Here is a 22484-nt window from a genome sequence, read left to right as displayed (position 1 = left end):
CCGCGACCCGAGGGCGGCGGCTACTTGGCGTTGCCGCCGTCCTTGCCGCTGCCTGCCTTGTACTCCCTGGTCACGATCATGATCAGGCCCGGCTTGGCGTCCTTGAGGCCCTCGAAACGGGCCTCGGCCCGGATGCCGAAGCTCCTGGCCAGCGCCTTGGCCGCGGCTTCCTCATCGGTGCCTGGCCGGTAGTAGACCGTGGTGGTCGGGATGACCCCGGAGGAGTAGTTGCCGACCTCGTCGACCGGGTAGCCCGCGTTGCGCAGGTCCGTGGCGGCGTGATCGGCCAGGTTCTTGATGTTGGAGTTGTTGTAGACCCGGACCGCGGCCTTCGGCTGGGCGGGCGGCGGCTGCGCGCTGGTCACCGGCGGCGGCTGGGCCGAGGTGCTGGGCGGCGGCTCGCTGCTCGGCGTCGTGCTGGGCGGCGGCTCAGCGGAAGTGCTGGTCGGCGGCGCCGGTTCACCACTGGTGGTCGGCTGGCCGGGATCGCTCGCAGTGCTGCTGGTCGGCCCGGGTTGGGCGCCGTTCTGCGGATCCTCGGAGCCGTTGGCGAACAGGGTCACCACGCCCAGCACAAGTGCCACCGCCGCGACGCCTAGGGCCGCCAGCCCCGCGACCCGCAGTGGGCGGGATGCGCTGGACGGCTCCACCGAGCTCATGCATTGCCTCCGAGAACGCTGACTTCAGCAGTGGCGGAAAGAACTGTCAGATCGGTTCGATGCCCAGCCGCCGAGCGGCTCTGGTGCGCTGCCTGCTGGCGCGCAACCGGCGCAGGCGCTTGATCAGCATCGGGTCGGCCGCCAGCGCCGCCGGTTTGTCGATCAGCGCGTTGAGCACCTGGTAGTAGCGGGTGGCGGACATGTCGAAGATCTCGCGGATGGCCTGTTCCTTGGCACCTGCGTACTTCCACCACTGACGCTCGAAGGCGAGCACCTCGTGGTCCCGCTCGGTCAGCCCGTCGGCAGGCGGCCGCCCGGCCTTCGCCGCCGGGTCGTTGTCCTGGTCACAGGACCGCGCCCTGACCTCTGCGGCGTCCATCCGGCTCCTCGCACTCACCTGTGTCACGCTCGATCCCTGCCGAAGCAGGTCTCGATCGGCGAATCCCACGGCTGTCATTTCCGGTTAACTCATTACACCACGTAACCCTGACACAGGCTGGGGCACAGCCCGGCGCGTCCGGCCGACACGCCGATAGGCTTTCCGGCATGGCCGTGCACCCCATCGTCATCGCCGGTAACCCCGTGCTGCACAACCCGACGCGCCCCGTCGAGCAGTTCGACGACGCGCTGCGCACCCTGATCGCCGACCTGTACGAGACCATGGCCGCCTCCAACGGCGTCGGTCTCGCGGCCAACCAGATCGGGGTCGACCAGCGCCTGTTCGTCTACAACTGCCACGACGACGAGGGCAACTGGTTCAAGGGCGTCGTGGTCAACCCGGTGCTGGAGACCAGCGAGATCCCCGAGGGCATGCCCGATGAGGAAGACGACATCGAGGGCTGCCTGTCCGCCCCCGGCGAGGCATTCCCCACCGGCCGCGCCGACTGGGCCAAGGTCACCGGCTTCGACGGCGACGGCAACCCGATCGAGGTCGAGGGCAAGGGCTTCTTCGCCCGCTGCCTCCAGCACGAGACCGACCACCTGGACGGCTACCTGTACCTGGACCGGCTGACCGGCCGGCACAAGCGCGCCGCGAAGAAGGCCCTCAAGGCCAACGGCTGGGGCGTGGACGGGCTGAGCTGGATGCCGGGCGAGGTCGAGGACCCCTTCGGCCACTGACGAATATTCGCTGGCCCGCCGTGGGACCTTGACCTGGTGGACTACGCGATCCGGCACACCAACCGGCGACTGGCGCCATTGCCGGACGGCTGGCTGACCATCAACGAGGCCAACGACCACCTGATCCGGCTGCGCGAGAACGGCCCAGCGGAGGTGGTCGCCGACTTCGTGTCCTGGGAGTACGCGACGGAGCCCGAGTACTTCGTGGGCCGGACGCGGAGTTTCGGGTTGCACACCTCGGCGGATGGCCGGTTCGCGGCGGTGACCGACGACTACGGGTGGCACGGGTCGCTGGTGGATCTGGCAGCGGGGCACGAGGTGTTCCCGTTGTACCGCGACGAGGGCTGGGACGTCTTCACCGTGCCGTACGGGGTCGCCTTCCTGCCGGACAACACGCTGATCGCGCAGACCGACTGGAACCGGGTGGACGCCTTCGCGCTGCCCGGTGGGCAGTTGCTGACCGAGCGCGAGATCACCACCGAATGGCCGCGGGACGGGCCCGAGCCGGAGAACCACATCAGCGACTTCCACGGGTCGCTGCATCCCAGTCCGTCCGGGCGCTGGCTGCTGACCAACGGCTGGGTGTGGCACCCGTTCCCGCTGCCCGCGCTGATCGATGTGACGGCCTGGCTGGGTGGGCACACGCACGCGCCCGAGCGGTACCGCGGGCTGGACAACGCCGATGGCATGTGGGACATGCCGGTGGCCTGGCTGGACGACAACACCGTTGCGCTGCAACGGCTCACCAACGCGGGCACCGCGGCCGCCACCGAGCTGTACGACGCGCCCTCCGGGGAGAAGACCGGCGAGCTGCGCGGACTGGACGGGCCGATGTGGGCCTATCAGGGGAAATTGCACGTCAGCGGGGCCGGGGGGCTGGAGACCTGGGATCCGGCGAGTGGGCAGCGGATCGGGCTGGTGGAGGGTATCCGGCCCACCGCGCACAACCCGGCGACCGGCGGGTTCGCCGAGCTGGTCGAGGGGACCCTGCGCACATTTCACCCGGCGAGCGGTGTGGTCAGCACGCCGATCGCTCACTATGGTGCCTAGAGGGCCCGTGCGGCCCACCACCACAACAAAACACGCGGGAGCTCGTACCGAAACGGGCTGAGAGGGCAGCTAGGTGTCGGCTTTTCGACCCTGGGGCTGTCGACCGCCTGAACCTGACCGGGTAATGCCGGCGTAGGGAGCTTTGCCATGACGGCACTTGCCGATCGGAATGTCCGTCCGACCGTCACCACCGGCCCGATCGAGGGGTCGAGCAAGGTCTACGTCGAGGGGCCGGAGGGGCTCCAGGTGCCGTTCCGGCGCGTGGGCCTGACCAACGGCGAACACCTCGACGTGTACGACACCTCCGGCCCGTACACCGACAGCACGGCCGCCATCGACGTGCACAGCGGACTGCCGAAGCTGCGCGCGGACTGGGTGGCCGCGCGGGAGCCGGTCAACGGCGCGGTGTCCCAGCTCGCCTACGCCAAGGCGGGCATCATCACCCCGGAGATGCGCTACATCGCCGTGCGCGAGGGCGTCGATGTGGAACTGGTGCGCAGCGAGGTCGCCATCGGCCGGGCGGTCATCCCGCTCAACCGGTGCCACCCCGAGGCGGAGCCGATGATCATCGGGAAGAAGTTCCTGGTGAAGATCAACGCCAACATCGGCAACTCGGCCGTGTCCTCCTCCATCGAGGACGAGGTGGAGAAGATGGTGTGGGCGACCCGCTGGGGCGCCGACACGGTGATGGACCTCTCCACCGGCAAGCGGATCCACGAGACCCGGGAGTGGATCATCCGCAACTCGCCGGTGCCGATCGGCACGGTGCCGATCTACCAGGCACTGGAGAAGGTCGACGGCGATCCGGCCAAGCTGTCCTGGGAGGTCTACCGGGACACCGTGATCGAGCAGTGCGAGCAGGGCGTGGACTACATGACCGTGCACGCGGGCGTGTTGCTGCGGTACGTGCCGCTGACCGCCAAGCGGGTCACCGGCATCGTCTCCCGCGGCGGGTCGATCATGGCCGCCTGGTGCCTGGCGCACCACAAAGAAAGCTTCCTCTACACCCACTACGAGGAGCTGTGCGAGATCCTGCGCGGCTACGACGTCACCTTCTCCCTTGGTGACGGCCTGCGGCCCGGTTCGATCGCCGACGCCAACGACGAGGCCCAGTTCGCCGAGCTGAAGACGCTGGGCGAGCTGACCCACATCGCCCGCGCGCTCGATGTGCAGGTGATGATCGAGGGTCCTGGGCACGTGCCGATGCACAAGATCAAGGAGAACGTGCGGCTGGAGGAGGAGCTGTGCGGTGAGGCGCCGTTCTACACCCTCGGCCCGCTGGCCACCGACATCGCGCCCGGCTACGACCACATCACCTCGGCCATCGGCGCGGCGCAGATCGCCTGGCACGGCACCGCGATGCTCTGCTACGTCACGCCCAAGGAACACCTCGGCCTGCCCAACCGGGACGACGTGAAGGTCGGCGTGATCACCTACAAGATCGCCGCGCACTCGGCCGACCTGGCCAAGGGACATCCGCGGGCCCAGGAACGCGATGACGCGCTGTCCCAGGCGCGCTTCGAGTTCCGCTGGGTGGACCAGTTCAACCTGTCGCTTGACCCGGACACCGCCCGCTCCTTCCACGACGAGACGCTGCCCGCCGAACCGGCCAAGACCGCGCACTTCTGCTCGATGTGCGGGCCGAAGTTCTGCTCCATGAAGATCACCCAGGACGTGCGCAAGTACGCTGAGGAGCACGGACTTTCCTCTGTGGAGGCGATCGAGGCGGGTATGCAGGAAAAATCGGACGAGTTTTCCGAGCAGGGCAACAAGGTCTACCTGCCTGTGGTGGACCGTTGACGGATCAGCACGCAGGAGCGCCGACCCCGCCGCGGGCACTGACCATCGCCGGTTCGGATTCCGGTGGCGGGGCCGGACTCCAGGCCGATCTGCGCACTTTCCTCGGGTGCGGGGTGCACGGCATGACCGCGATCACCGCGATCACCGTGCAGAACTCGCTTGGGGTGACCGGGATCGTGGAGATCCCGCCGGAGACGGTGGCCGCCCAGATCGAGGTGGTGGCCACCGATATCGGTGTGCAGGCGGCGAAAACGGGCATGCTGGCCAACGCGGAGATCATCACCGCTATCGCCAAGGCCGTTGACAAGGTCGGCATCGGCCGGGACGGCCGCTCGCCGTTCGTGGTCGACCCGGTGGCCGCTTCCATGCACGGCGATCCGCTGTTGCGGGACAACGCGCTGGAGGCGTTCAAGCGGGAGCTGTTCCCGCGGGCCACGCTGGTGACGCCGAACCTGGACGAGGTGCGGCTGCTCACCGGGATCGACGTGCAGCACCGGGACCAGCTCCGGGACGCCGCGGTGGCCATGCACGCCTACGGTCCACAGTGGACACTCATCAAGAGCGGCCATCTCAGCGGCGATCCGCAGTGCGTGGACCTGTTGTACGACGGGCAGACGTTCCTGGAGCTGCCCGGTCCGCGCTATGACACCGTGCACACCCACGGCGGTGGCGACACCCTGGCCTCGGCGATCACCTCGGCACTGGCCAAGGGCTGGGACCTGGTGGAGGCGGTGCGCTTCGGCAAACGCTATGTGCGGGAAGCGGTCCGGCAGTCCTACCCACTGGGCGGGGGCGTCGGGCCGGTGTCCGGGATGTGGCGGATCAGGGACCTCGACGAGGTCTGACCAGAGCAAAACCTGTTGCGAAATAGGCGTGGCGCGCCAGCGACACGGCGGGCTCTTCGCCAGCGGCGGGGTACCGATTTTTCGCGTTGCCTTGTCGTGTGCCCGACGCATCCGAAGCTTGCTTCGCGTGCGGCGGGTACACGACGAGGCTACTTAGAGCGAAAAATCCCGCGCGCGGAGCGCGCCAATGTCACCGTCCGGGCTGGAGGCGTGTGCCCAGAACCGTTGCGGGATACGGCCGGCCCGCCGGGCCAGCCTGCCGCCCTCGACCGCGGCGCGCATCGCGGCGGCCATCAACTCCGGGTGCTGGGCGCGGTTGACCGCGGTGGCCAGCAGGACCGCTGAGCAGCCCAGTTCCATGGCCAGTGCGGCGTCGGAGGCGGTGCCGATCCCGGCGTCCAGGATCACCGGCACGCTCGCCCTGGAGACGATCAGTTCGATGTTGTGCGGGTTGCGGATGCCCAGGCCGGTGCCGATCGGGGAGCCCAGCGGCATCACGGCCGCGCAGCCGATGTCCTCCAGTTTGCGGGCCAGCACCGGGTCGTCGTTGGTGTAGGGCAACACGATGAAGCCGTCGGCCACGAGTTGCTCGCAGGCCTCCAGCAGTTCGATCGGGTCGGGCAGCAGGGTCTGGTCATCGGCGACCACCTCGACCTTGACCCAGCGGGTCTCCAGGGCTTCCCTGGCCAGCCGCGCGGTGAGCACCGCCTCGGCCGCGCTCTTGCAGCCCGCGGTGTTGGGCAGCGGCCGGATACCCAGGCGCCGCAACAACTCCAGCACGCCGGTGCCGCCCTCGCTGTCCAGCCTGCGCATGGCCACCGTGGTCAGCTCCGTGCCGGAGGTCACCAGGGCCTGCTCCAGGATGGACAGGTTCTGCGCGCCGCCGGTGCCCATCACCAGTCTTGAGCCGAACTCGTGTTCGGCGATCACCAGCTGGTCGTCCACTCAACCTCCCTGTACCGCAGTGAGCACTTCCACGACCGAACCCTCGCGCAACCTGGTCTCCGCCCAGCTCGCGCGGGGCACCACGGCGCCGTCGAGGGCGACCGCGATGCCCGTGCTGGGTGCGGCCAGCAGGGTCAGCACCTCGGCCACCGTGGCGCTCTCGGCCAGCTGGTGGTCGTTGCCGTTGACCCGTACCTTCATCTGCTCCTCCCGGGGTCGGCTGCCTTCGCTTCGGGGGTGATCTCCTTGCCCGCCAACAGGTCCAGCACGACCTCGGCGGTGACCGGGGCGAGCAGCACGCCGTTGCGGTGGTGCCCGGCCGCCACCAGCAGACCGGGTTCCAGCCAGCCCAGCAGCGGCAGGTTGTCCATGCTGCCCGGACGCAGGCCCGCGGCGGTCTCCACCAAGGCGTACTCGGCGATGGACGGCATGAGTTCCTCGGCGTGCAGCAACAGATCGCGCACGCCACCGGCCACCACGTCGGTGTCGAACCCGGCCTCGTACTGGGTCGCGCCGAGCACCAGACCGTTGTCCGGCCGGGGAACCAGGTAGATCGGCTTGCCGCGCACCGAGCCGCGCACGGTCCGGGCAGGCGGCGGCAGCGCGCCGCGGCGGTGCCGCAGCCGCAGGATCTCGCCCTTCACCGGGCGGATCAGGCCGGCCAGTCCAGGGTAGAGCCGGGCGCTCCAGGCGCCGGCGGCGAGCACCGTCACCTCACTGTCCAAAATGGACCCGTTGTCCAGCAGCACCTTGCCGGGCAAGGTCTCCGCCGCGGCCACCGCGATGAACTCGACCCCGTTGGCGGCGCAGGCGGCGCGCAGTGCGGCCAGGAACAGCCGGTTGTCCACGGACAGATCGCCGGGCACGTTGAGACCACCGCGGACGGCCGGGCCGAGCGCGGGTTCCAGTCTGCGCAGTTCCCGGCCGGTGAGCTGGTGCACCTCGCGGCCCAGCGAGGTCAGGTATCCGGCCAGCCGGGACAGCTCGTCCCGGTCGGCCGCGTCCACCCCGACCGCCAGGGTGCCCGCGGTGTGCAGCCCGGGATCCCGGCCCGCCTCAGCTTGTAGCCGGGCGGCGAATTCCGGCCAGCGGCGTAGCGAGGCCGCGCCCAGGGCGAGCACGTCCTCCTCCCCCGGCCAGGCCTCGGTGACCGGGGCGAGCATGCCGCCCGCCACCCAGGACGAGCCGGAACCCGGCGCCGGATCGACCACCCGGACCCGGAATCCGGCCGCGGCGGCTCGCCAGGCGATGGACAGACCAATGACGCCGCCACCCACGACGACGACTGCCTTCGACACGAATCTCACGCTCCCTGCGCCGGCATGACCCGGATCAGGTTCGACGGTCGGAGTCAGCAGACTCCCTCTCAGCCCAGTGCTCTCCCAGGCTCCCGTGCGGACCGAATTCCACCGTAGCAGCCGGGACTGGGGGCGCATAGGCTCGCTTACCGTGCCCGGACTCGACGGAGATCAGATTCGCCAGCGGCTGCGCGCGGCGCGGCTGTACCTGTGCACCGACGGCCGTCGCGAACGCGGCGACCTGCCGGCTTTCCTGGACGCCGCGCTGGCCGGCGGCGTGGACATCGTGCAGTTGCGGGAGAAGGGCCTGGAGGCCGCCGAGGAGCTGCGGCTGCTGGAGGTCTTCGCCACCGCCTGCGCCAAGCACGACGTGCTGCTGGCGGTGAACGACCGGGCCGATGTCGCGCTGGCTGCCGGCGCCGATGTGCTGCACCTGGGCCAGGACGACCTGCCGGTGCCACTGGCCAGGCGGATCGTCGGCGAGCAGGTGGTGATCGGCCGCTCCACTCACGACAACGCGCAATCCGACGCCGCGGCGATCGAGCCGGGCGTGGACTACTTCTGCACCGGCCCGTGCTGGCCGACCCCGACCAAACCCGGTCGTCCCGCCCCCGGCCTGGACCTGGTGCGGCACACCGCGGCCGCCGGGCACGACCGGCCCTGGTTCGCCATCGGCAGCATCGACGAGACCCGGCTGCCCGAGGTCCTGGATGCCGGGGCGGACCGGATCGTGGTGGTCCGGGTGCTCACCGAGGCCGCGGACCCGGCGGCCGCCGCGGCCCGGTTGAAGGCCCGGCTCGGCTGAGCTGACGACCGCGGCGTTCCCGCCGGGAAAGGCGGGAACGCCGCTGTCGTCTTACCAACCCGGTGCGGTGCGGTCGGGGGGCTGACAACACACCGCGCGCCGGGAAGCCTCAGCCGGTGGCCAGGGTCAGCCGGTAGACCTTGAGCGCCTCGTTGACCGGCTGGTACCAGGACACCGACTCCTCGCCGCGCTTGGCCAGGCAGCTCTCGTTGCGGCCGTCGCCGTTGGCGTCGTAGAGCTTGGCGCCGCTGGTGATGCCCTGGGCCTGGTCGCCGGAGACGGTGGAACCGCCGGAGTCGCCCGGTTCCACGCAGGCGTTGTGCTGCACCAGGCCGCGCACCGTGATCGCGGAGCCGTCGATCTGACCGTACTTCACCGTGACGTTGCGCGCGGTGACCACGCCGCAGGTCCACTTGCTGGTGGAGCCGGATTTGCACAGGCTCGCGCCGACCGCGGCCTCGGTGGACCCCTTGATCGTCACCGCGCCGCCGTCGTGCGTGCTGACCTGGGGCAGCAGCGTCCAGCCCGCCGCCGGGTCCACGGTCACCTCGGCGAAGTCGTTCTGGTCCTTCCAGTTGACCCGGCTGAAGTCGCCGATCTTGACGTTGCCCAGCGCGTTGACCAGGCTGCCGCCGTCCGCGCAGTGCCCGGCGGTGAGCAGCCGGGGCTGGCCGTCGGCGGTGGTCGCGGTGAACCCGGCCGAGCAGCGGCCACCGGCCGCGCCGCTCATGTAGATCGCGCCGCCGCCGGCGAGATCGCCGGTCGGGGTGGCCGCGGCGGCACTCTCCACCACCTGCACGCCCTGGGCGCCGGCGGCGAAGCGCTCGGCGGCGGCCCGGCCGCCGGGGGTCGCGGTGACCACGAGGCGGTTGCCGGGCTCGTCCACGTAGAAGCTGGTGACCTCGCGCGGGGCCTGCCGGGTGTCCAGGGCGGCCTTGGCCGCGTCCAGGGTGGCCAGCGAGTAGGCGTGCAGGCGGGCGGCGGCGCCGGTGGCGCGCACGGCGGCCAGTGCGGAGGGCTCGGTCACGCCGATGACCGCGGCGCCGGTGCCCGGATCGAACCAGGAGCCGGCGAAACGGGCGCCGAGGCGGTCCCGGAGTCCGGCGGCGATCCGCTCGGCCAGCCGCTCCCGGTGCAGGCGATCGCTCGCCTGCACCGGGCTGAGGCCGAGATCGCGACCCATCGCCGCGGTCAGGCCGCTGGGCAGGGCCGAGGCGGACTGCGCACCAATCGTGAGCAGGCCACCGGCCAGCAGCGCCACCGCGGCAAGACTAGTGACGGAACGTCGCTTCATCCGAACACCCTTCCCTCTATCGGGCCACTTGACTAGGCCAGACGGGGGAAAGTTAGCGACGGATTGTGAGTTTGCCCAGGGTCAACCGAAGGTGATTCCAAGAATTCGAAGTGAAAGGCGCCCGCGGGGCAGGGATCCCGCGGGCGCCTTCCGGCGGGTGCGAGTGGGCCGGCTTGCAGGGCGCCGGCCCACCTCACCCTTACGGTCAGCTCGTGACGAGCCGGAGCCCGTACGCGCTGAGGATCTCGTTCACCGGCTGGAAGAAGGTGGTGCCGCCGGAGGAGCAGTTGCCGGACCCACCCGAGGTCACACCCTGGGCGTTGGTGCCGGTCAGCCAGGAGCCACCGGAGTCACCCGGTTCGGCGCAGGCGTTGGTGCGGGTCATGCCGGTCACCGCGCCCTGCGGGTAGCGCACCGTCTGGTTCTTGGCCTGGACGGTGCCGCAGCGCCAGCCGGTGGTGGAGCCGGAGCGGCAGATCGACGCGCCGACCGCGGACTCGGTCGAGCCGGTCACCCGGACGGTGGTAGAGCCGCTGTAGCGGTTCACCACGCCCCGCGGGGTCCAGTTCGCGTTGGTGGCCACCCAGCCGAAGTCGCCGTTGCCCGGGAAGGTCGAGCCGCGGAAGGTGCCCTGGGCGACCCGGTTGAAGCCCTGGGTCGCGGTGCCCGACCGGCCGCAGTGCCCGGCGGTGACGAAGCCGCCCTGCACCGAGAAGCCGATCGAGCAGCGGCCGCCGCCCATGTAGTAGGCGTCGCCACCACGCACGTCGTACAGCGGGACCGGGGCCTCCTCGGTCTCCACGACCTTGATCGCGGAGGCGTCCGGCAGGGTGGCCAGGTGCGCGCGGGCGGCCGTTGCCGCGCCGGGCTGCACGTTGACCACCACGTTGTTGCTCTTGACGTCGACGTACCAGCCGGTCACCCCGGCCGGAGCCTTGGCCTCGGCCGCGTCCAGCGCGGACTTCACGCCGTCCAGGGCGGCCACGCCGCGGGAGACGACCTTGGCGGTGGCGCCCGCGGCCTCGACCGCGGCGGCCTTGGCCGCGTCGGTCACGCTGACCACCAGCTTGGCGCTGCCCGAGTCGAAGTGCGCGCCGGCAAAGGCGGCGCCGACGGCCTCGCGCACCGAGTTCTCGATCTGCGCTGCCTTGTTCTCACTGCTCACCCGGTCGGCCGCCTGCTCGGCGGTCAGACCAAGGTCACGCTGCATGGCCTGCAGCATCTCGGGGGAGGCGAAACCCTCCGCCGCGGCGGGCAGGGTGCCCACGACGACCGCTCCGGTGGCCAGCAACGCCACGCCGGCGGCGCGTGCTGCGACTGCGATCTTCATTCGTAGCCCTCTCGTGTTGGTGAGACACCGGGCCGTCGCTGGCAGGGGGTACAGGGGCGACGGCCCGTGGGGGGTCGAACTCAACGAACGTGGGGCCACCGGCGGGACGCCATCGGTTGCATGACCGGGAACGAGTGGTCCATCGGACCGTCCTCTCCGCCAGTGACCATTAGTGACTGTGCGTCATCGCGAATCACTTTTGGGGGACGTTAAAGACACAGACCTACCCGAGGCATCCGCCGAAAGGAGGAACACGTGTCGGCTCTGGGCCATACGTGGGCGTGTCGTGTCACATCACGACCTCGGTAGTGGGCGACATGCAGTAACGAGACTGGGCCGTTCTGACCAACGGATGATCAGGGCGTGGTCTGCGTGGGCTGCGTGCCCGTGGTCGAGCGCGCCGCGCTGCTCGGCGGCGGGGGCGAGGTCGTCGTGGGGGGAGAGCCGGACGTCGTGCTCGGCGGCGGGGCGGAGGTGCTGGTCGGCGGGACCTGGCTGGAGCTGGTCGGAGCCTCGGGCGTCGTGGTGCTCTCGGTAGTGGAGACGGAACTGGACGGCGTTGGGTTGCCCGGGGTCGGTGTCGATTTCCGGTCACCCGGTCCGAACAGCTCGCCGACGGTGGTCCGGCCGCCGTTGTCCTTGCCGGACAGCGGCGCGCCGGTGGCCAGCTCTATGGCCAGCACCGCACCCATGCCCAGGGCGAAGACCAGCGCGGTCACCGCGGCCACCAGCTGCCAGCGCCGGTACCAGGGCCGCCGCTCCGGCTCGGGCGCGGCCTCGCGCTCGTCCTCGTCGGCGGCGGGGTCAGGCTTACGCAGAACCACTGTCTCGGCGTCCGCGGCGGGGTCGGGCTTGGCCAGGCGCACGGTCTCGGCGTGCGGGCCGGACTTGGCCAGCAGGACGGTCTCCGCGTCCGGGCCGGGCTTGGCCGGGGGCGCGTCCGGGCCGGACTTCCCGGCCTCCGCCAGGCCCTCCCGGTCGGTCCGCTCGGCGGCCTGCGCGGCCAGCGCCGCGGTGGCCAGCGCGGTGGGTGCGGCGGCGGTGCGCAGGGCCTTGGCCGCGGCCCGGCTGCGCTCCAGGGAGTGCTGGTACAGCGCACTGCCCACGGTGCTCACCACACTGGCCACCGCGGCCCCGATGATGGTGCCCGCCACCCCGAGCTGTGCGCCCAGCGCCGCCGCGGTCACCGCCGCGAGCGCGCCTGCGATCACCTGGGTGAAGGTGACATCCGGACGGTTCCGCTTCTCCTCGCCGCTCATCTTTCCCTTGCGCCTAGCTGTTCCCGGTTACTTCCTTCCAACGTTGACGACGGGCCGGACACTCCTTGGGTTGCCACATGGTGAGGACAGACACACTGTCCTCAATGGACAGTCCACAGTAGAATCACGCGTTTTGTGACGCGGTGTTGGCATGCGTTGGCGGAGCGTCCACCCCGCAGCTGAGGCAGTCCGCCGGCTTCTCCTCGGCCAGCACCCGGTTGTCGATGCCGATGGCGAACAGTCCGCCCGCCGCGCACAGTGCGGCGCAGACCAGCAGCACGATCTGCCAGCCCGCGGTGAGCGCGGCCGGGTCGGCGTACTCGGTGCCGTGCAGCCCGGCCAGCGCGGGCAGCACCGCCACCGCGAGCAGGCCGCCGGTGCGGGCCACCGCGTTGTTCACCCCGGAGGCCGCACCCGCGTGCGCGTCCGGCGCGGCGGCCAGCACGGTCGCGGTCACCGGGGCCACCGCCAGGGCCAGCCCGGCGCCGAAGAGCAGCACCCCGGGCAGCACTCCGGACACGTAGCTCGCCCCTGGCACGACCAGCCGCAACAGCAGGATGCCCGCCGCGACCAGCAGCGGTCCGATGATCAGTTGCAGCCGGGGGCCGAGGCGCTGGGCCAGCCGGCCGGAGCGGGCGGAGAAGACGAGCATGATCAGCGAGATGGGCAGTCCGGCCAGGCCGGCGGCAGTCGGGCTGTAGCCGAGGGAGACTTGGAGCTGGAGCACCAGCAGCATCATCACCCCGCCCAGTGCCGCGTAGACCAGCAAGGTCAGGCCGTTGGCCAGCACGAACGTCCGGTTGGCGAACATCGCCGGCGGGACCAGCGGGTGCCTGCCGCGGACCTGCAGCAGCACGAAGACCGTCATCCCGGTCAGGCCGATGATCAGGCAGCCGAGCACCAGCGGATCGGCCAGGCCCCTGGACGGGCCCTCCACCAGGGCCGCGGTGATCCCGGCCAGGCCGAGCGCGCCGATGGCCGAGCCGAGGAAGTCCACCCGTTCGTGTTCACCCGAGGAGGTCTCCGGCACGTACTTGACCGCCAGCCAGACGCAGGCCGCGGCCAGCGGCAGGTTGATCAGGAAGGCCAGCCGCCAGGACCCGGCCTGCACCAGCAGCCCGCCCAGCAGCGGTCCGAACACCGCGGCCAGGCCGCCCAGCCCGGACCAGGCGCCGATCGCCCGCGCCCGCAGCTCACGCGGGAAACTGGCCTGCAGGATGGCCAGCGAACCGGGCGTGAGCAGCGCTCCCCCGACCCCCTGCAACACCCTCGCCAGCACCAGCAGCTCGGTGTTGAGCGCGACCCCGCACAGCAGCGAGGCCAGTCCGAACCAGACCACCCCGATCAGGAACACCCGGCGGCGGCCGTAGCGGTCGCCGAGCGCGCCGGCGATGAGGATCAGCGCGGCCAGCGCGAGCAGGTAGCCGTCCAGGATCCACTGCAGCCCGGACACCGAGGCCCCGAACTCGCGACCGATCGCGGGCAGGGCCACGTTGACGATGGTGCCGTCCAGCATCGCCATCCCCGAGCCGAGGATGGTGGTGGCCAGGACAGCGCGGGCCTGCCTGCTGTTCCATTCCATGCCCGGCATTGTGCGCCCGCGGTGGCCCTGAAACGCACAATGCCGGCCCCGGCTCAGCCGGGAGGGTTCAAACGGGCGACGAACTTGTACCGGTCGCCCCGGTAGATCGACCGCACCCACTCCACCGGCTTGTTGTCGGTGTCGAAGGAGTGCCGGGACAGCAGCAGCATCGGCAGGCCGATGTCGGCGCCGAGCAGCTCCGCCTCCTCCGGGGTGGCCAGCGCGGTCTCGATGGTCTCGTCCGCGTGCCCCATCTCCACCCCGAACCGCTCGCGCAGCACCTGGTACAGCGAGCCACCTGCGCCTATGTAGCGCCGCAGCCCGCGGAACCGGCCCAGTGCGAGATGGGTCAGCTCGATGGCCATCGGCTCGCCATCGGCCAGCCGCAACCGGCGCAGCCGGAGCACCTTGGCCCCCGGCCGCACACCCAGCATCCGGGCCAGTTCGGCCTCGGCGGGCTGTTCGCTGGCCTCCAGCAACCTGGAGGCCGGCTGGCGGCCCTGCGCCCGCATGTCCTCGGTGTACGAGCTGAGTTGCAGTCGTTGCGCGACCTTGGGTGCGGCCGCGAAGGTGCCTTTGCCCTGCACCCGGAGCAGCCTGCCCTCCACGGTCAGCTCGGCAAGCGCTTGCCGAACCGTCGTGCGGGACACGTCGAAGTCCGCGGCCAGCGAGCGCTCCGTCGGGATCGGCGAACCCGGCGGCAGCGACCGCAGCAGATCGAGCAGGTGTCGCTTCAGACCCCAGTACTTCGGCTCCCGCTGGGTGCGCGGGTTCACGCCCGCCTCAGCCGACGTCACGTCCAGCATGTCCTCCTCCTCGGCATTGGCGCCCCCATACCTTTCTAGTGGTCCAAGCATGCCCTTAGCCCGGATAACGAGGCCGCCCAGCCCTCGGAACGTCTTTACAACGTCTTGGCAACTGTCTTGACAGGACATGTGGTCCGGACCACTCTTCAGCGCATTGGTCTACACCACTTCAGCGCGCCCGGCCAGCGTGACACGGTACGGCCGGGCTCAGAAGGGCGGCGATGGTGAAGCGCTGGACAAAGGTAGCTGTGAGTGCTGTGGCAGCGGCACTCACGGTGTCTGGTTGTGCCGGTTCGGGTGGCAACTCGGGCCAGGGGGGTAGCAAGGAACTCGTCGTATGGCTGATGAGCGGCTCCGCGCCGACGGCCATGACGGATGAGCTGCACAAGGAGTTCGAGGCGGCCCATCCGGGCGTCAAGGTCAAGTACGAGATCCAGCAGTGGACCGGCATCCAGGACAAGCTGAACACGGCCCTGGCCGGCACCACTCCGCCGGACGTGCTCGAGATTGGCAACACCCAGTCCCCGAAGTTCGCCGAGCAGAAGGTGCTCACCGACCTGACCGCGAACTCCGCGGACCTGGGCGGGGCGAACTGGGGCGCGGGCCTGAAGGCCTCCGGCACGTGGGAGGGCAAGCAGTTCGCGGTGCCGTTCTACGCGGCCAACCGGCTGGTGCTCTTCCGCAAGGACCTCTTCGAGAAGGCCGGCATCACGTCCCCGCCGTCCTCGCAGGCGGAGTGGCTGAGCGCGATCGAGAAGCTCAAGGCGTCGAACAAGGACGACCCGGAGTTCCAGCCGCTCTACCTGGCCGGGCAGAACTGGTACACCCTGCTGTCCTTCATCTGGGACGAGGGTGGTGACGTGGCCAAGCAGGACGGCACCAAGTTCACCGCCACCCTGAACACCCCGGAGGCCAAGGCCGGGCTGGAGTTCTACAAGAAGCTGGTGGACCTCTCCGGCACCAAGGCGCCCAAGGACGCCGACGAGGAGAAGCCCCCGCAGGCGGGTGTGTTCGGCAAGGGCAAGGTCGGCATGATCGTCGGCCTGCCGTGGGAGGTCGCGACCGCGGCCAAGGAGAACCCCGAGATCAAGAACCTGACCAGCGGTTTCGCCATCCCTGGCAAGAAGGCCGGCAGCACCGCGCCGGTGTTCCAGGGCGGGTCCAACCTGGCCGTCCCGGCCGGCAGCAAGAACGCCGACCTGGCCAAGGACTACCTGAAGCTGCTGGCCACCGAGAAGTACCAGCAGCTGCTGGTCGGGGCGGGCATGATCCCCGGCTCGTCCAAGAACACCAGCGCGCTGGACAAGGACCCGGTCTCGGCCGCCATGGCCAAGGGCGCGCTCTCCGGCAAGGCCGTGCCGGCCAGCCCGAACTGGGGTTCGGTCGAGGCGGGCGCCAACCCGATCAAGACCATGCTGACCGCGTACCTGACCGGGGTGAAGAGCCTGGACCAGGCCACCTCGGATGCGAACACGGCGATCCAGCAGGCGCTCGCGGGCAAGTAGCTCGATGACCGCGACAGTGGACACCACGGTGCCGGCGGGGGCGACCCCGCCGGCACCGTCTGCGGCTGGACCCGGTCGGCGCAAGCGCCGGCGACCTCTCGGCGACACCCTGTTGCCCTACCTGCTGATCGCGCCCGCGATCATCGCCCTGCTGGCCCTGCTGGGCTGGCCGGCGCTCCAGGTCATCCTGATCAGCTTCCGCAAGCTCGACCTCGGCGAACTGGTCCGGGGCGAGATCACCTGGGCCGGCTTCGACAACTACGCGGAGATCCTCGGCGACCCCGAGTTCTGGGTGATCACCCTGCGCACGGTGCTGTTCACCGGGGCCTGCGTGGCGGCCACCGTTGGGGTCGGCCTGCTGATCGCGCTGCTGATGCGCCAGATCGGGCCGGCGGTCCGGCTGGTGCTGCAGATCAGCCTGGTGCTGGCCTGGGCGATGCCGATCCTGGCCGCCACCACGGTGTTCCAGTGGATCTTCGACCAGAACTTCGGCATCCTGAACAAGACCCTGGTGCTGTTCGGTTTCGACTCCTTCCAGGGCTTCTCCTGGTTCTCCACCGGGGCCTCCACGCTGACCGTGATCGGGCTGCTGATCGTCTGGCAGGCCGTGCCGTTCGTCGCCTTCACCCTGTACGCGGGCCTGCTCTCGGTGCCCGGCGACCTGTACGAGGCGGCGGGCATCGACGGCGCCTCCGGCTGGCAGGGCTTCCGCGCGGTCACCTGGCCCGCGCTGGCGCCGATGGTCGGCCTGGCCACCTTCCAGTCGATCCTGTGGGACTTCAAGGTCTTCACCCAGGTGTGGGCGATCCGGCAGGGCGGCCCGGACGGGGAGAGCACCACACTGCCGGTGCTGCAGTACATCAAGGGCATCTCCGGCAGCCACTTCGGCGTGGCCGCCGCGGTCGCGGTGCTGATGATCCTGGTGCTGGCCGTGCTGGTCGGGCAGTACATGCGACTGCTCATCCGGCGTCAGGAGGGTGCGCTGTGAGGACCAAGAACCGTACGCAGCGGACGCTGCTCACCGCGGTCGCGCTGCTGCTGGCCGGGCTGTTCTTCTTCCCGACCTACTGGATGCTCAACTCATCCCTGCGGCCGACGAACGCGAACCTGACCACCGAGTACGACCTGTTCCCGACCTCGATCACCTTCGACAACTTCGTCACCGCGGTGACCAGGCCGGGCTTCACCAACTTCCTCACCAACAGCCTGATCGTGGCGGTCGGCGCCATGCTGTGCGCGGTGGCCGCTGGCATCCTGGCCGCGATCCCGTTGTCCCGGCTGCGTTTCCAGGGCCGCCGCGGGTTCGTGCTGCTGGTGCTGGTGGCCCAGCTGGCGCCGCTGGAGGCGCTGCTGATCCCGATGTACCTGCTGATGCGCGATGTCGGCCTGCTCAACATGCTGCCCGCGCTGCTGCTGGTCAACGTGGCCACCACGCTGCCGTTCACCATCTGGACGCTGCGCGGGTTCGTCAACGGCATCCCGGTCGACCTGGAGGAGGCGGCCATGGTGGACGGCTGCTCCCGCTGGGGCGCCTTCCGCCGGGTCACCCTGCCGCTGCTGGGCCCGGCGCTGGTGAGCACCTCGGTGTTCTCCTTCATCACCGCCTGGAACGAGTTCCTCTTCGCCCTGGTGCTGATGCGGGACCAGACCAACCAGACGCTGCCGGTGTGGCTGTCCACGTTCAGCACGGTCTTCGGCACCGACTGGGGCGGCACCATGGCCGCCTCGGTGGTGTTCGCGCTGCCCGTGCTCATCTACTTCCTGATCGTCCAGCGCAACCTGGTCGCCGGGAACACCGCCGGCGCCGTGAAGGGATAGTCCACAGTGGATGGTCTGCGACGCTTGGCCGACGCCGTGCTGCTGCCGGGTTTCGTCGGGACGAGCGCGCCGGACTGGGTACGCCGCCGGGTCGCTGACGGCCTCGGCGGCGTGCTGCTGTTCGGGCGCAACGTTGTCGACGACGAGCAGGTGGGCGCGCTGACCGCGCAGCTGCGGGCCGAGCGGCCCGAGCTGGTGGTGGCCATCGACGAGGAAAGCGGCGATGTGACCCGGCTGGACGCCGCGCGCGGGTCCGCGCTGCCGGGTCCGCACGCGCTGGGCGCCATCGGCGATCTGGAGCTGACCAGGGAGGTCGGCGCGGCACTCGGCGCCAGGCTGGCCGCCTGCGGGGTGACCCTGGACCTGGCGCCCTGCGCGGATCTGACCCTGGCCGCCGAAGACCCGATCATCGGCGTGCGTGCCTTCGGCAGCGAGCCGGTGGCCGCGGCCGGGCAGGTGGCCGCGTTCATCGCGGGCATCCAGGAGTCCGGGGTGGCCGCCTGCGCCAAGCACTTCCCAGGGCACGGCGCCGCCACCGCGGACTCGCACCGGGAGCTGCCGGTGCTGCCGCGGACCGAGGAGCAGCTGCGCACGGTCGAGCTGGTGCCGTTCCGGGCCGCGATCGCGGCCGGGGTGCGCTCGGTGATGACCGGTCACCTGGTGGTGCCCGGCTGGGGCGAGCTGCCCGCCACGCTGAACCGGTACGCGGTGACCGAGGTGCTGCGCGGCGAACTGGGCTTCACCGGCGCGGTGGTCACCGACGCCCTGGAGATGAACGCGGTGGCGGGCACCGCCGGGCTCAGCGACGGCGCGGTGCAGGCACTGCGCGCGGGCGCGGACCTGCTCTGCATCGGCGGCGAACTGGCCGACGCCGAGGTGGTGGACCGGCTGGCCGAGGCGATCGTGGCCGCGGTCCACAGTGGACGGCTCAGCGAGGAACGGCTCACCGAGGCGGCCGCGCTGGCGGCCTCGCTCGGCGGCCCGGTCACCGGTGGTCCGGTCCCGGACAGCGATCTGGGCCTGCGCGCCGCCCGGCGGGCGATCGAGGTCCGCGGCGAGGTCAAGCTGGCCGGTCCGCCGCTGGTGGTGGACCTGGAGGTGGACCCGAGCATCGCGGTCGGCGCGGTGCCCTGGGGCCTGGGTCCGCACCTGAGCGAGCTGCTGCCGGGCACCCGGGTGCTGCGCCGCGGGCCGGAGGGCAAGCAGGAAATCCTCGATTCAGTGAATGGTTCCCCGGTGGTTGTTGTCACCAGGGACGCGCACCGGCACTCTGAAGTGCGGCGACTCGTCGCCGAACTTGTTAGCATTGGTCTAGACCTAGTGCATGTCGAAACCGGCGTGCCAGGTCCCGACCTGGGCAGTGTCGCCCGTATCGACACCCACGGCAGCGCGTTCGTGTGCCTGCGCGCCGCCGCCGAACTGCTCGCCGATCACACGGCGAGGGAGGACAGGCGATGACATCGACTACGGCCGAGACCGTGCCCGGCGCGCACATGGCCGCCGAGATCGCGGCCCAGCCCGAGGTGTTCCGCGGTCTGCTGGCCCACCGGGCCGAGATCGCCGCGGTGGCCGCGCAGATCGCGCAGCGCCGCCCGCGGTTCGTGCTCTTCGCCGCGCGCGGCTCCAGCGACCACGGCGCGCTCTACGCCAAGTACCTCACCGAGGTGCTGCTGCAGCTCCCGGCCGGCCTGGTGTCCCCGTCCACCACCACGCTCTACGGCGCCCAGCCCGATCTCACCGACGTGCTGTGGGTCTCGGTGAGCCAGAGCGGCGGCTCCCCCGACCTGGTCGAGGCCACCGAGTCGGCCCGGAAGCGGGGCGCGCTCACCGTGGGCGTCACCAACACCCCGGACTCGCCGCTGAACCAGGTCACCGAGCTGTCGGTGGACATCGGCGCGGGCAAGGAACTGGCGGTGGCCGCCACCAAGACCTACAGCGCCACCCTGCTCGCCCTGTACCTGCTCATCGACGCCGTCCGCGGCGGCAACGCCGAACACGCGGTCAACATCGGCGATCTGGCCGACTCGGCCCTGGCCCTGGCCGAACCCGCGGTCGCCGAAGCCGTGCAGCGCTACCGCTTCGCCAACCGGGTGGTCACCACCGGCCGCGGCTACTCCTCGGCCACCGCCGCCGAGGCCGCCCTGAAACTGGCCGAGACCAGTTACCTCTCCGCCAGGGCCTACAGCGGCGCCGACCTGCTGCACGGCCCGGTCGCCGCGGTCGACAGCGAAACCGCGGTGCTGGCCATCACCAGCGCGGGCAAGGGCGGCACGGCCATGCGCGAGGTGCTGGAGGTCGTGCAGGGCCGGGGCGCGGACATCTGCGCGGTCGGCTCCGCGGCGGACGAGGTCGCGGCGGCGTTCCGGATCGGCGTGCCGGCCACGGCGGAGGAGCTGTCCCCGGTGCTGGAGATCCTGCCGGTGCAGCGCCTGGCGCTGGGTCTGGCGCTGGCGCGGGGCGGGGATCCGGACAACCCGCGCGGGCTGAACAAGGTCACGAAGACTCGCTGAACACCCACTCGTCCTCGAGCCCCGGGATCACTGGCGACAGCAGTGGTTCCGGGTGCTCGGTGACCTGGCCACGCACCATCCGCTGCACGCGGAACTCGTTGTGCGTCCCGTGATAGTGCCAGTGCAGCAACCCGTATGAGCCCGGCGCCAGCCGCCCCAGCTCCGCGAAGAAGTCGAACACGTCCTGGTCCACGTGGTTAGGCATGCCCGCGAAGTGCACGAAGCTGGCGCCGTTGCTCCCACCCAGGCTCATCAGACCACGGCCGGTCCAGCCGTCGACCAGTCGCTGGATCTCCGCCATCGGAAGTTCCGGCTCGTCGTCGACGGCCTCCGCCGTGGAGCACAGGTGGACCCAGCCGTGGTACTCGAACATGCCCGTGACGCTAGCTTGGCCTCCAGCGAACTGGAGAGCGGATAGTCCCGGAAGAAGCGAGAGCCCCTGCCCGGGTTGCGGTGCAGAGGCCCTCGTGTTCTCTCTCGCCCCCACCTATCCAGTGGGAGATCAGTTGCCCGCGGCCGGCAGGCGGTTGACGGTGCTGCGGGCGGATTGTTCGGCGTCGAAGACCAGTTCGCCCTCGACCCAGACCTTGCGTGGGTGCAGGTCCGCGTCCCACAGCACCAGGTCGGCGCGGGCGCCGGGGGTCAGGCGGCCCAGGGTGGGTTCGCCGAGGACGTCGGCGGGGACGGTGGTGGCGGCGTGCAGGGCGATGCCGGGGTGGATGCCCAGGCCGACCATGTTGCGGACCGCGCGATCCAGGGTGAGGGCGCTGCCGGCGATGGTGCCCGCCGGGGAGCGGGGGACGCCCTCTTCGGTGAGCAGGACGTCTTCGCCGCCGAGCTGGTAGCGGCCGGGGGGCATGCCCGCGGCGGCCACCGCGTCGGTGACCAGGGCGACGCGGCCGGGGGCGGCGTTGAAGACGAGTTGGCAGATGTCGCCGTCGACGTGGGCCAGGTCGGCGATCAGGCCCAGGGTGTAGCGCGGGTCGACCAGGCCGATGCCGGGGACGCCGGGTTCGCGGTGGCCCAGCGGGCGTTGCGCGTTGAACAGGTGGGTGATCATGCGGGCGCCCAGGTCCGCTGCCTGGCGGGTTTGTTCGCCGGTGGCGTCGGTGTGGCCGACGGCGACCAGCACGCCTGCCTCGGTGAGCCTGCGGACGGCCTCGAAGCCGCCGGGTTGTTCGGGGGCCAGGGTGACCAGGCGCAGCGCGGCGCGGATCGCGGGGTCGGCCAGGATGCGCTCGATCCGGTCCGGGCTGGGCGGTTCCATCAGGCCGGGGTTGTGCACGCCGTGCCGCAGCGGGGACAGGAACGGGCCCTCGAAGTGCAGGCCGAGCGGGCGGGCGCCTGCCCCTGCCGGGAGGGCGGCCGCGGCGGCGAGGACCTGATGCGCCTGGCGCAGGATTTCCGGCACCGGGGCGGTGATCAGGGTGGGCAGGAACCGGGTCACGCCGGTGCGCGGCAGCGCGGCGGAGACGGCGGCCATGCCGTCGGCGTCCACATCGGCGAAGTCCACCCCGACCGCGCCGTTGATCTGCACGTCCACCAGGCCGGGGCTCAGCAGGCCCTCGGTTTCCCCTTGGTAGCCGGGGTTGTCCGCGACTTCGACGATCTCGCCGTCGCGGATCCGTAGCGTCACCGGACCGGAGATGGTGTTGCCCAACAGCGCCTTCGGGGCAGCAACTACGGCGTCCAATGACCCTCCAATGGTTTAGACCATTAGGACGGTAACCCGGAGTGTGCGCTTTCGTCCAGCTACGAAGGACGGAAGGCCCCCGGAGACGACAGAGCCCGCCTCACCGAGGGGGCGGGGTGAGGCGGGCAGCGCTCAGATTACGCCAGATGGAGCAATGCGCAACCGA

22 protein-coding genes and 2 riboswitches are annotated in these 22484 nt (G+C 70.7%); of the genes, 10 read left to right on the top strand and 12 right to left on the bottom strand.

Going from position 1 to position 22484, the window contains the following annotated elements:
* Positions 1-20 precede the first annotated feature (20 nt).
* Positions 21-659, bottom strand: a complete 639-nt coding sequence (locus MZC64_RS08580) for a LytR C-terminal domain-containing protein (protein ID WP_247761509.1) — start codon at positions 657-659, stop codon at positions 21-23.
* A 46-nt stretch (positions 660-705) separates the two neighbouring features.
* Positions 706-1038 (bottom strand): DUF3263 domain-containing protein, encoded by a 333-nt coding sequence (locus tag MZC64_RS08575; RefSeq protein WP_185010313.1) that lies wholly within the window; start codon positions 1036-1038, stop codon positions 706-708.
* 167 nt (positions 1039-1205) lie between these two features.
* On the opposite strand from MZC64_RS08575, the gene MZC64_RS08570 reads away from it, so the two are divergent.
* The 4 genes from MZC64_RS08570 to thiD all read left to right on the top strand — a co-directional run bounded on the left by MZC64_RS08570 (position 1206) and on the right by thiD (position 5473).
* Positions 1206-1778 carry a peptide deformylase gene (locus tag MZC64_RS08570; RefSeq protein ID WP_247761508.1) on the top strand — a complete coding sequence of 191 codons (573 nt, stop codon included), beginning with the start codon at positions 1206-1208 and terminating at the stop codon, positions 1776-1778.
* 36 nt (positions 1779-1814) lie between these two features.
* A complete protein-coding gene (locus tag MZC64_RS08565; RefSeq protein ID WP_247761507.1) occupies positions 1815-2828 on the top strand; it encodes a hypothetical protein in 1014 nt (337 codons plus the stop codon).
* Positions 2829-2852: 24 nt separating this feature from the next.
* Positions 2853-2984: riboswitch (TPP riboswitch) on the top strand.
* Entirely contained in the window at positions 2976-4628 is a 1653-nt protein-coding gene (thiC, locus tag MZC64_RS08560) for a phosphomethylpyrimidine synthase ThiC (RefSeq protein ID WP_247761506.1), read from the top strand. (Overlaps the previous riboswitch by 9 nt.)
* Positions 4625-5473: a bifunctional hydroxymethylpyrimidine kinase/phosphomethylpyrimidine kinase gene (thiD, locus tag MZC64_RS08555; protein ID WP_247761505.1), complete on the top strand. Its 849-nt coding sequence runs from the start codon at positions 4625-4627 to the stop codon at positions 5471-5473. Before thiC ends, thiD begins: the two co-directional genes overlap by 4 nt.
* 153 nt (positions 5474-5626) lie before the next feature.
* Here the strand turns inward: thiD and MZC64_RS08550 are convergent, their stop codons facing one another.
* The 3 genes from MZC64_RS08550 to thiO form a co-directional block, all read right to left on the bottom strand.
* Positions 5627-6418, bottom strand: a complete 792-nt coding sequence (locus MZC64_RS08550) for a thiazole synthase (protein WP_308300976.1) — start codon at positions 6416-6418, stop codon at positions 5627-5629.
* The gene (gene thiS / locus MZC64_RS08545) at positions 6419-6619 is read right to left on the bottom strand and encodes a sulfur carrier protein ThiS (RefSeq protein WP_185001399.1); all 201 of its coding nucleotides are present in this window, start codon (positions 6617-6619) and stop codon (positions 6419-6421) included.
* Positions 6616-7716, bottom strand: a complete 1101-nt coding sequence (gene thiO / locus MZC64_RS08540) for a glycine oxidase ThiO (protein WP_247761504.1) — start codon at positions 7714-7716, stop codon at positions 6616-6618. Before thiO ends, thiS begins: the two co-directional genes overlap by 4 nt.
* Positions 7711-7822: riboswitch (TPP riboswitch) on the bottom strand. Its footprint overlaps the gene before it by 6 nt.
* A 45-nt stretch (positions 7823-7867) precedes the next feature.
* On the opposite strand from thiO, the gene thiE reads away from it, so the two are divergent.
* Positions 7868-8521, top strand: coding sequence for a thiamine phosphate synthase (gene thiE, locus MZC64_RS08535; protein ID WP_247761503.1), 654 nt, complete (start codon positions 7868-7870; stop codon positions 8519-8521).
* A gap of 109 nt (positions 8522-8630) precedes the next feature.
* Here the strand turns inward: thiE and MZC64_RS08530 are convergent, their stop codons facing one another.
* The 5 genes from MZC64_RS08530 to MZC64_RS08510 all read right to left on the bottom strand — a co-directional run bounded on the left by MZC64_RS08530 (position 8631) and on the right by MZC64_RS08510 (position 14792).
* Positions 8631-9815: a S1 family peptidase gene (locus tag MZC64_RS08530; RefSeq protein WP_247761502.1), complete on the bottom strand. Its 1185-nt coding sequence runs from the start codon at positions 9813-9815 to the stop codon at positions 8631-8633.
* Between the two features lie 205 nt (positions 9816-10020).
* Positions 10021-11145 (bottom strand): S1 family peptidase, encoded by a 1125-nt coding sequence (locus tag MZC64_RS08525; protein WP_247761495.1) that lies wholly within the window; start codon positions 11143-11145, stop codon positions 10021-10023.
* 356 nt (positions 11146-11501) lie between these two features.
* Positions 11502-12404, bottom strand: a complete 903-nt coding sequence (locus MZC64_RS08520) for a hypothetical protein (RefSeq protein WP_247761493.1) — start codon at positions 12402-12404, stop codon at positions 11502-11504.
* 124 nt (positions 12405-12528) lie between these two features.
* Positions 12529-13995, bottom strand: coding sequence for a DHA2 family efflux MFS transporter permease subunit (locus MZC64_RS08515; RefSeq protein WP_374205659.1), 1467 nt, complete (start codon positions 13993-13995; stop codon positions 12529-12531).
* 44 nt (positions 13996-14039) lie between these two features.
* On the bottom strand, positions 14040-14792 hold the full coding sequence (locus MZC64_RS08510; RefSeq protein ID WP_185001392.1) for a GntR family transcriptional regulator: 753 nt from the start codon (positions 14790-14792) through the stop codon (positions 14040-14042).
* A 224-nt stretch (positions 14793-15016) separates the two neighbouring features.
* Here MZC64_RS08510 and MZC64_RS08505 point away from each other — a divergent pair, with 224 nt between their 5' ends.
* Genes MZC64_RS08505 through MZC64_RS08485 form a run of 5 tightly spaced genes read left to right on the top strand, consistent with a single transcriptional unit; the run spans position 15017 to position 20625 of the window.
* A complete protein-coding gene (locus MZC64_RS08505) occupies positions 15017-16297 on the top strand; it encodes an extracellular solute-binding protein (RefSeq protein WP_247761489.1) in 1281 nt (426 codons plus the stop codon).
* A 4-nt stretch (positions 16298-16301) separates the two neighbouring features.
* Positions 16302-17285: a carbohydrate ABC transporter permease gene (locus MZC64_RS08500; protein ID WP_247761487.1), complete on the top strand. Its 984-nt coding sequence runs from the start codon at positions 16302-16304 to the stop codon at positions 17283-17285.
* Positions 17282-18115: a carbohydrate ABC transporter permease gene (locus MZC64_RS08495; protein WP_247761485.1), complete on the top strand. Its 834-nt coding sequence runs from the start codon at positions 17282-17284 to the stop codon at positions 18113-18115. The genes MZC64_RS08500 and MZC64_RS08495 overlap by 4 nt, the downstream gene beginning before the upstream one ends.
* A 6-nt stretch (positions 18116-18121) precedes the next feature.
* On the top strand, positions 18122-19573 hold the full coding sequence (locus MZC64_RS08490) for a glycoside hydrolase family 3 N-terminal domain-containing protein (protein WP_247761484.1): 1452 nt from the start codon (positions 18122-18124) through the stop codon (positions 19571-19573).
* Positions 19570-20625, top strand: coding sequence for an SIS domain-containing protein (locus tag MZC64_RS08485; RefSeq protein WP_247761482.1), 1056 nt, complete (start codon positions 19570-19572; stop codon positions 20623-20625). Before MZC64_RS08490 ends, MZC64_RS08485 begins: the two co-directional genes overlap by 4 nt.
* Here MZC64_RS08485 and MZC64_RS08480 read toward each other — a convergent pair.
* A complete protein-coding gene (locus MZC64_RS08480) occupies positions 20609-20998 on the bottom strand; it encodes an Imm7 family immunity protein (protein ID WP_247761480.1) in 390 nt (129 codons plus the stop codon). The two genes, MZC64_RS08485 and MZC64_RS08480, sit on opposite strands and share 17 nt — an antisense overlap.
* A gap of 129 nt (positions 20999-21127) precedes the next feature.
* Positions 21128-22318 carry an N-acetylglucosamine-6-phosphate deacetylase gene (locus MZC64_RS08475; protein WP_247761478.1) on the bottom strand — a complete coding sequence of 397 codons (1191 nt, stop codon included), beginning with the start codon at positions 22316-22318 and terminating at the stop codon, positions 21128-21130.
* Between the last annotated feature and the right edge of the window lie 166 nt (positions 22319-22484).

The organism is Crossiella sp. S99.2, from assembly GCF_023094165.1.
Lineage (GTDB): Bacteria > Actinomycetota > Actinomycetes > Mycobacteriales > Pseudonocardiaceae > Crossiella.
Note: the sequence above shows the minus strand (reverse complement) of the source record. Positions and strands in the feature narration are given on the sequence as shown.

Excerpts from the sequence above, each read along its gene's own strand:
- MZC64_RS08580 (WP_247761509.1), bottom strand. The coding sequence starts at position 659 with ATGAGCTCGGTGGAGCCGTCCAGCGCATCCCGCCCACTGCGGGTCGCG.
- MZC64_RS08575 (WP_185010313.1), bottom strand. The coding sequence starts at position 1,038 with ATGGACGCCGCAGAGGTCAGGGCGCGGTCCTGTGACCAGGACAACGAC.
- MZC64_RS08570 (WP_247761508.1), top strand. The coding sequence starts at position 1,206 with ATGGCCGTGCACCCCATCGTCATCGCCGGTAACCCCGTGCTGCACAAC.
- thiC (WP_247761506.1), top strand. The coding sequence starts at position 2,976 with ATGACGGCACTTGCCGATCGGAATGTCCGTCCGACCGTCACCACCGGC.
- thiS (WP_185001399.1), bottom strand. The coding sequence starts at position 6,619 with ATGAAGGTACGGGTCAACGGCAACGACCACCAGCTGGCCGAGAGCGCC.
- MZC64_RS08530 (WP_247761502.1), bottom strand. The coding sequence starts at position 9,815 with ATGAAGCGACGTTCCGTCACTAGTCTTGCCGCGGTGGCGCTGCTGGCC.
- MZC64_RS08525 (WP_247761495.1), bottom strand. The coding sequence starts at position 11,145 with ATGAAGATCGCAGTCGCAGCACGCGCCGCCGGCGTGGCGTTGCTGGCC.
- MZC64_RS08520 (WP_247761493.1), bottom strand. The coding sequence starts at position 12,404 with ATGAGCGGCGAGGAGAAGCGGAACCGTCCGGATGTCACCTTCACCCAG.
- MZC64_RS08515 (WP_374205659.1), bottom strand. The coding sequence starts at position 13,995 with ATGCCGGGCATGGAATGGAACAGCAGGCAGGCCCGCGCTGTCCTGGCC.
- MZC64_RS08510 (WP_185001392.1), bottom strand. The coding sequence starts at position 14,792 with ATGCTGGACGTGACGTCGGCTGAGGCGGGCGTGAACCCGCGCACCCAG.
- MZC64_RS08500 (WP_247761487.1), top strand. The coding sequence starts at position 16,302 with ATGACCGCGACAGTGGACACCACGGTGCCGGCGGGGGCGACCCCGCCG.
- MZC64_RS08485 (WP_247761482.1), top strand. The coding sequence starts at position 19,570 with ATGACATCGACTACGGCCGAGACCGTGCCCGGCGCGCACATGGCCGCC.
- MZC64_RS08480 (WP_247761480.1), bottom strand. The coding sequence starts at position 20,998 with ATGTTCGAGTACCACGGCTGGGTCCACCTGTGCTCCACGGCGGAGGCC.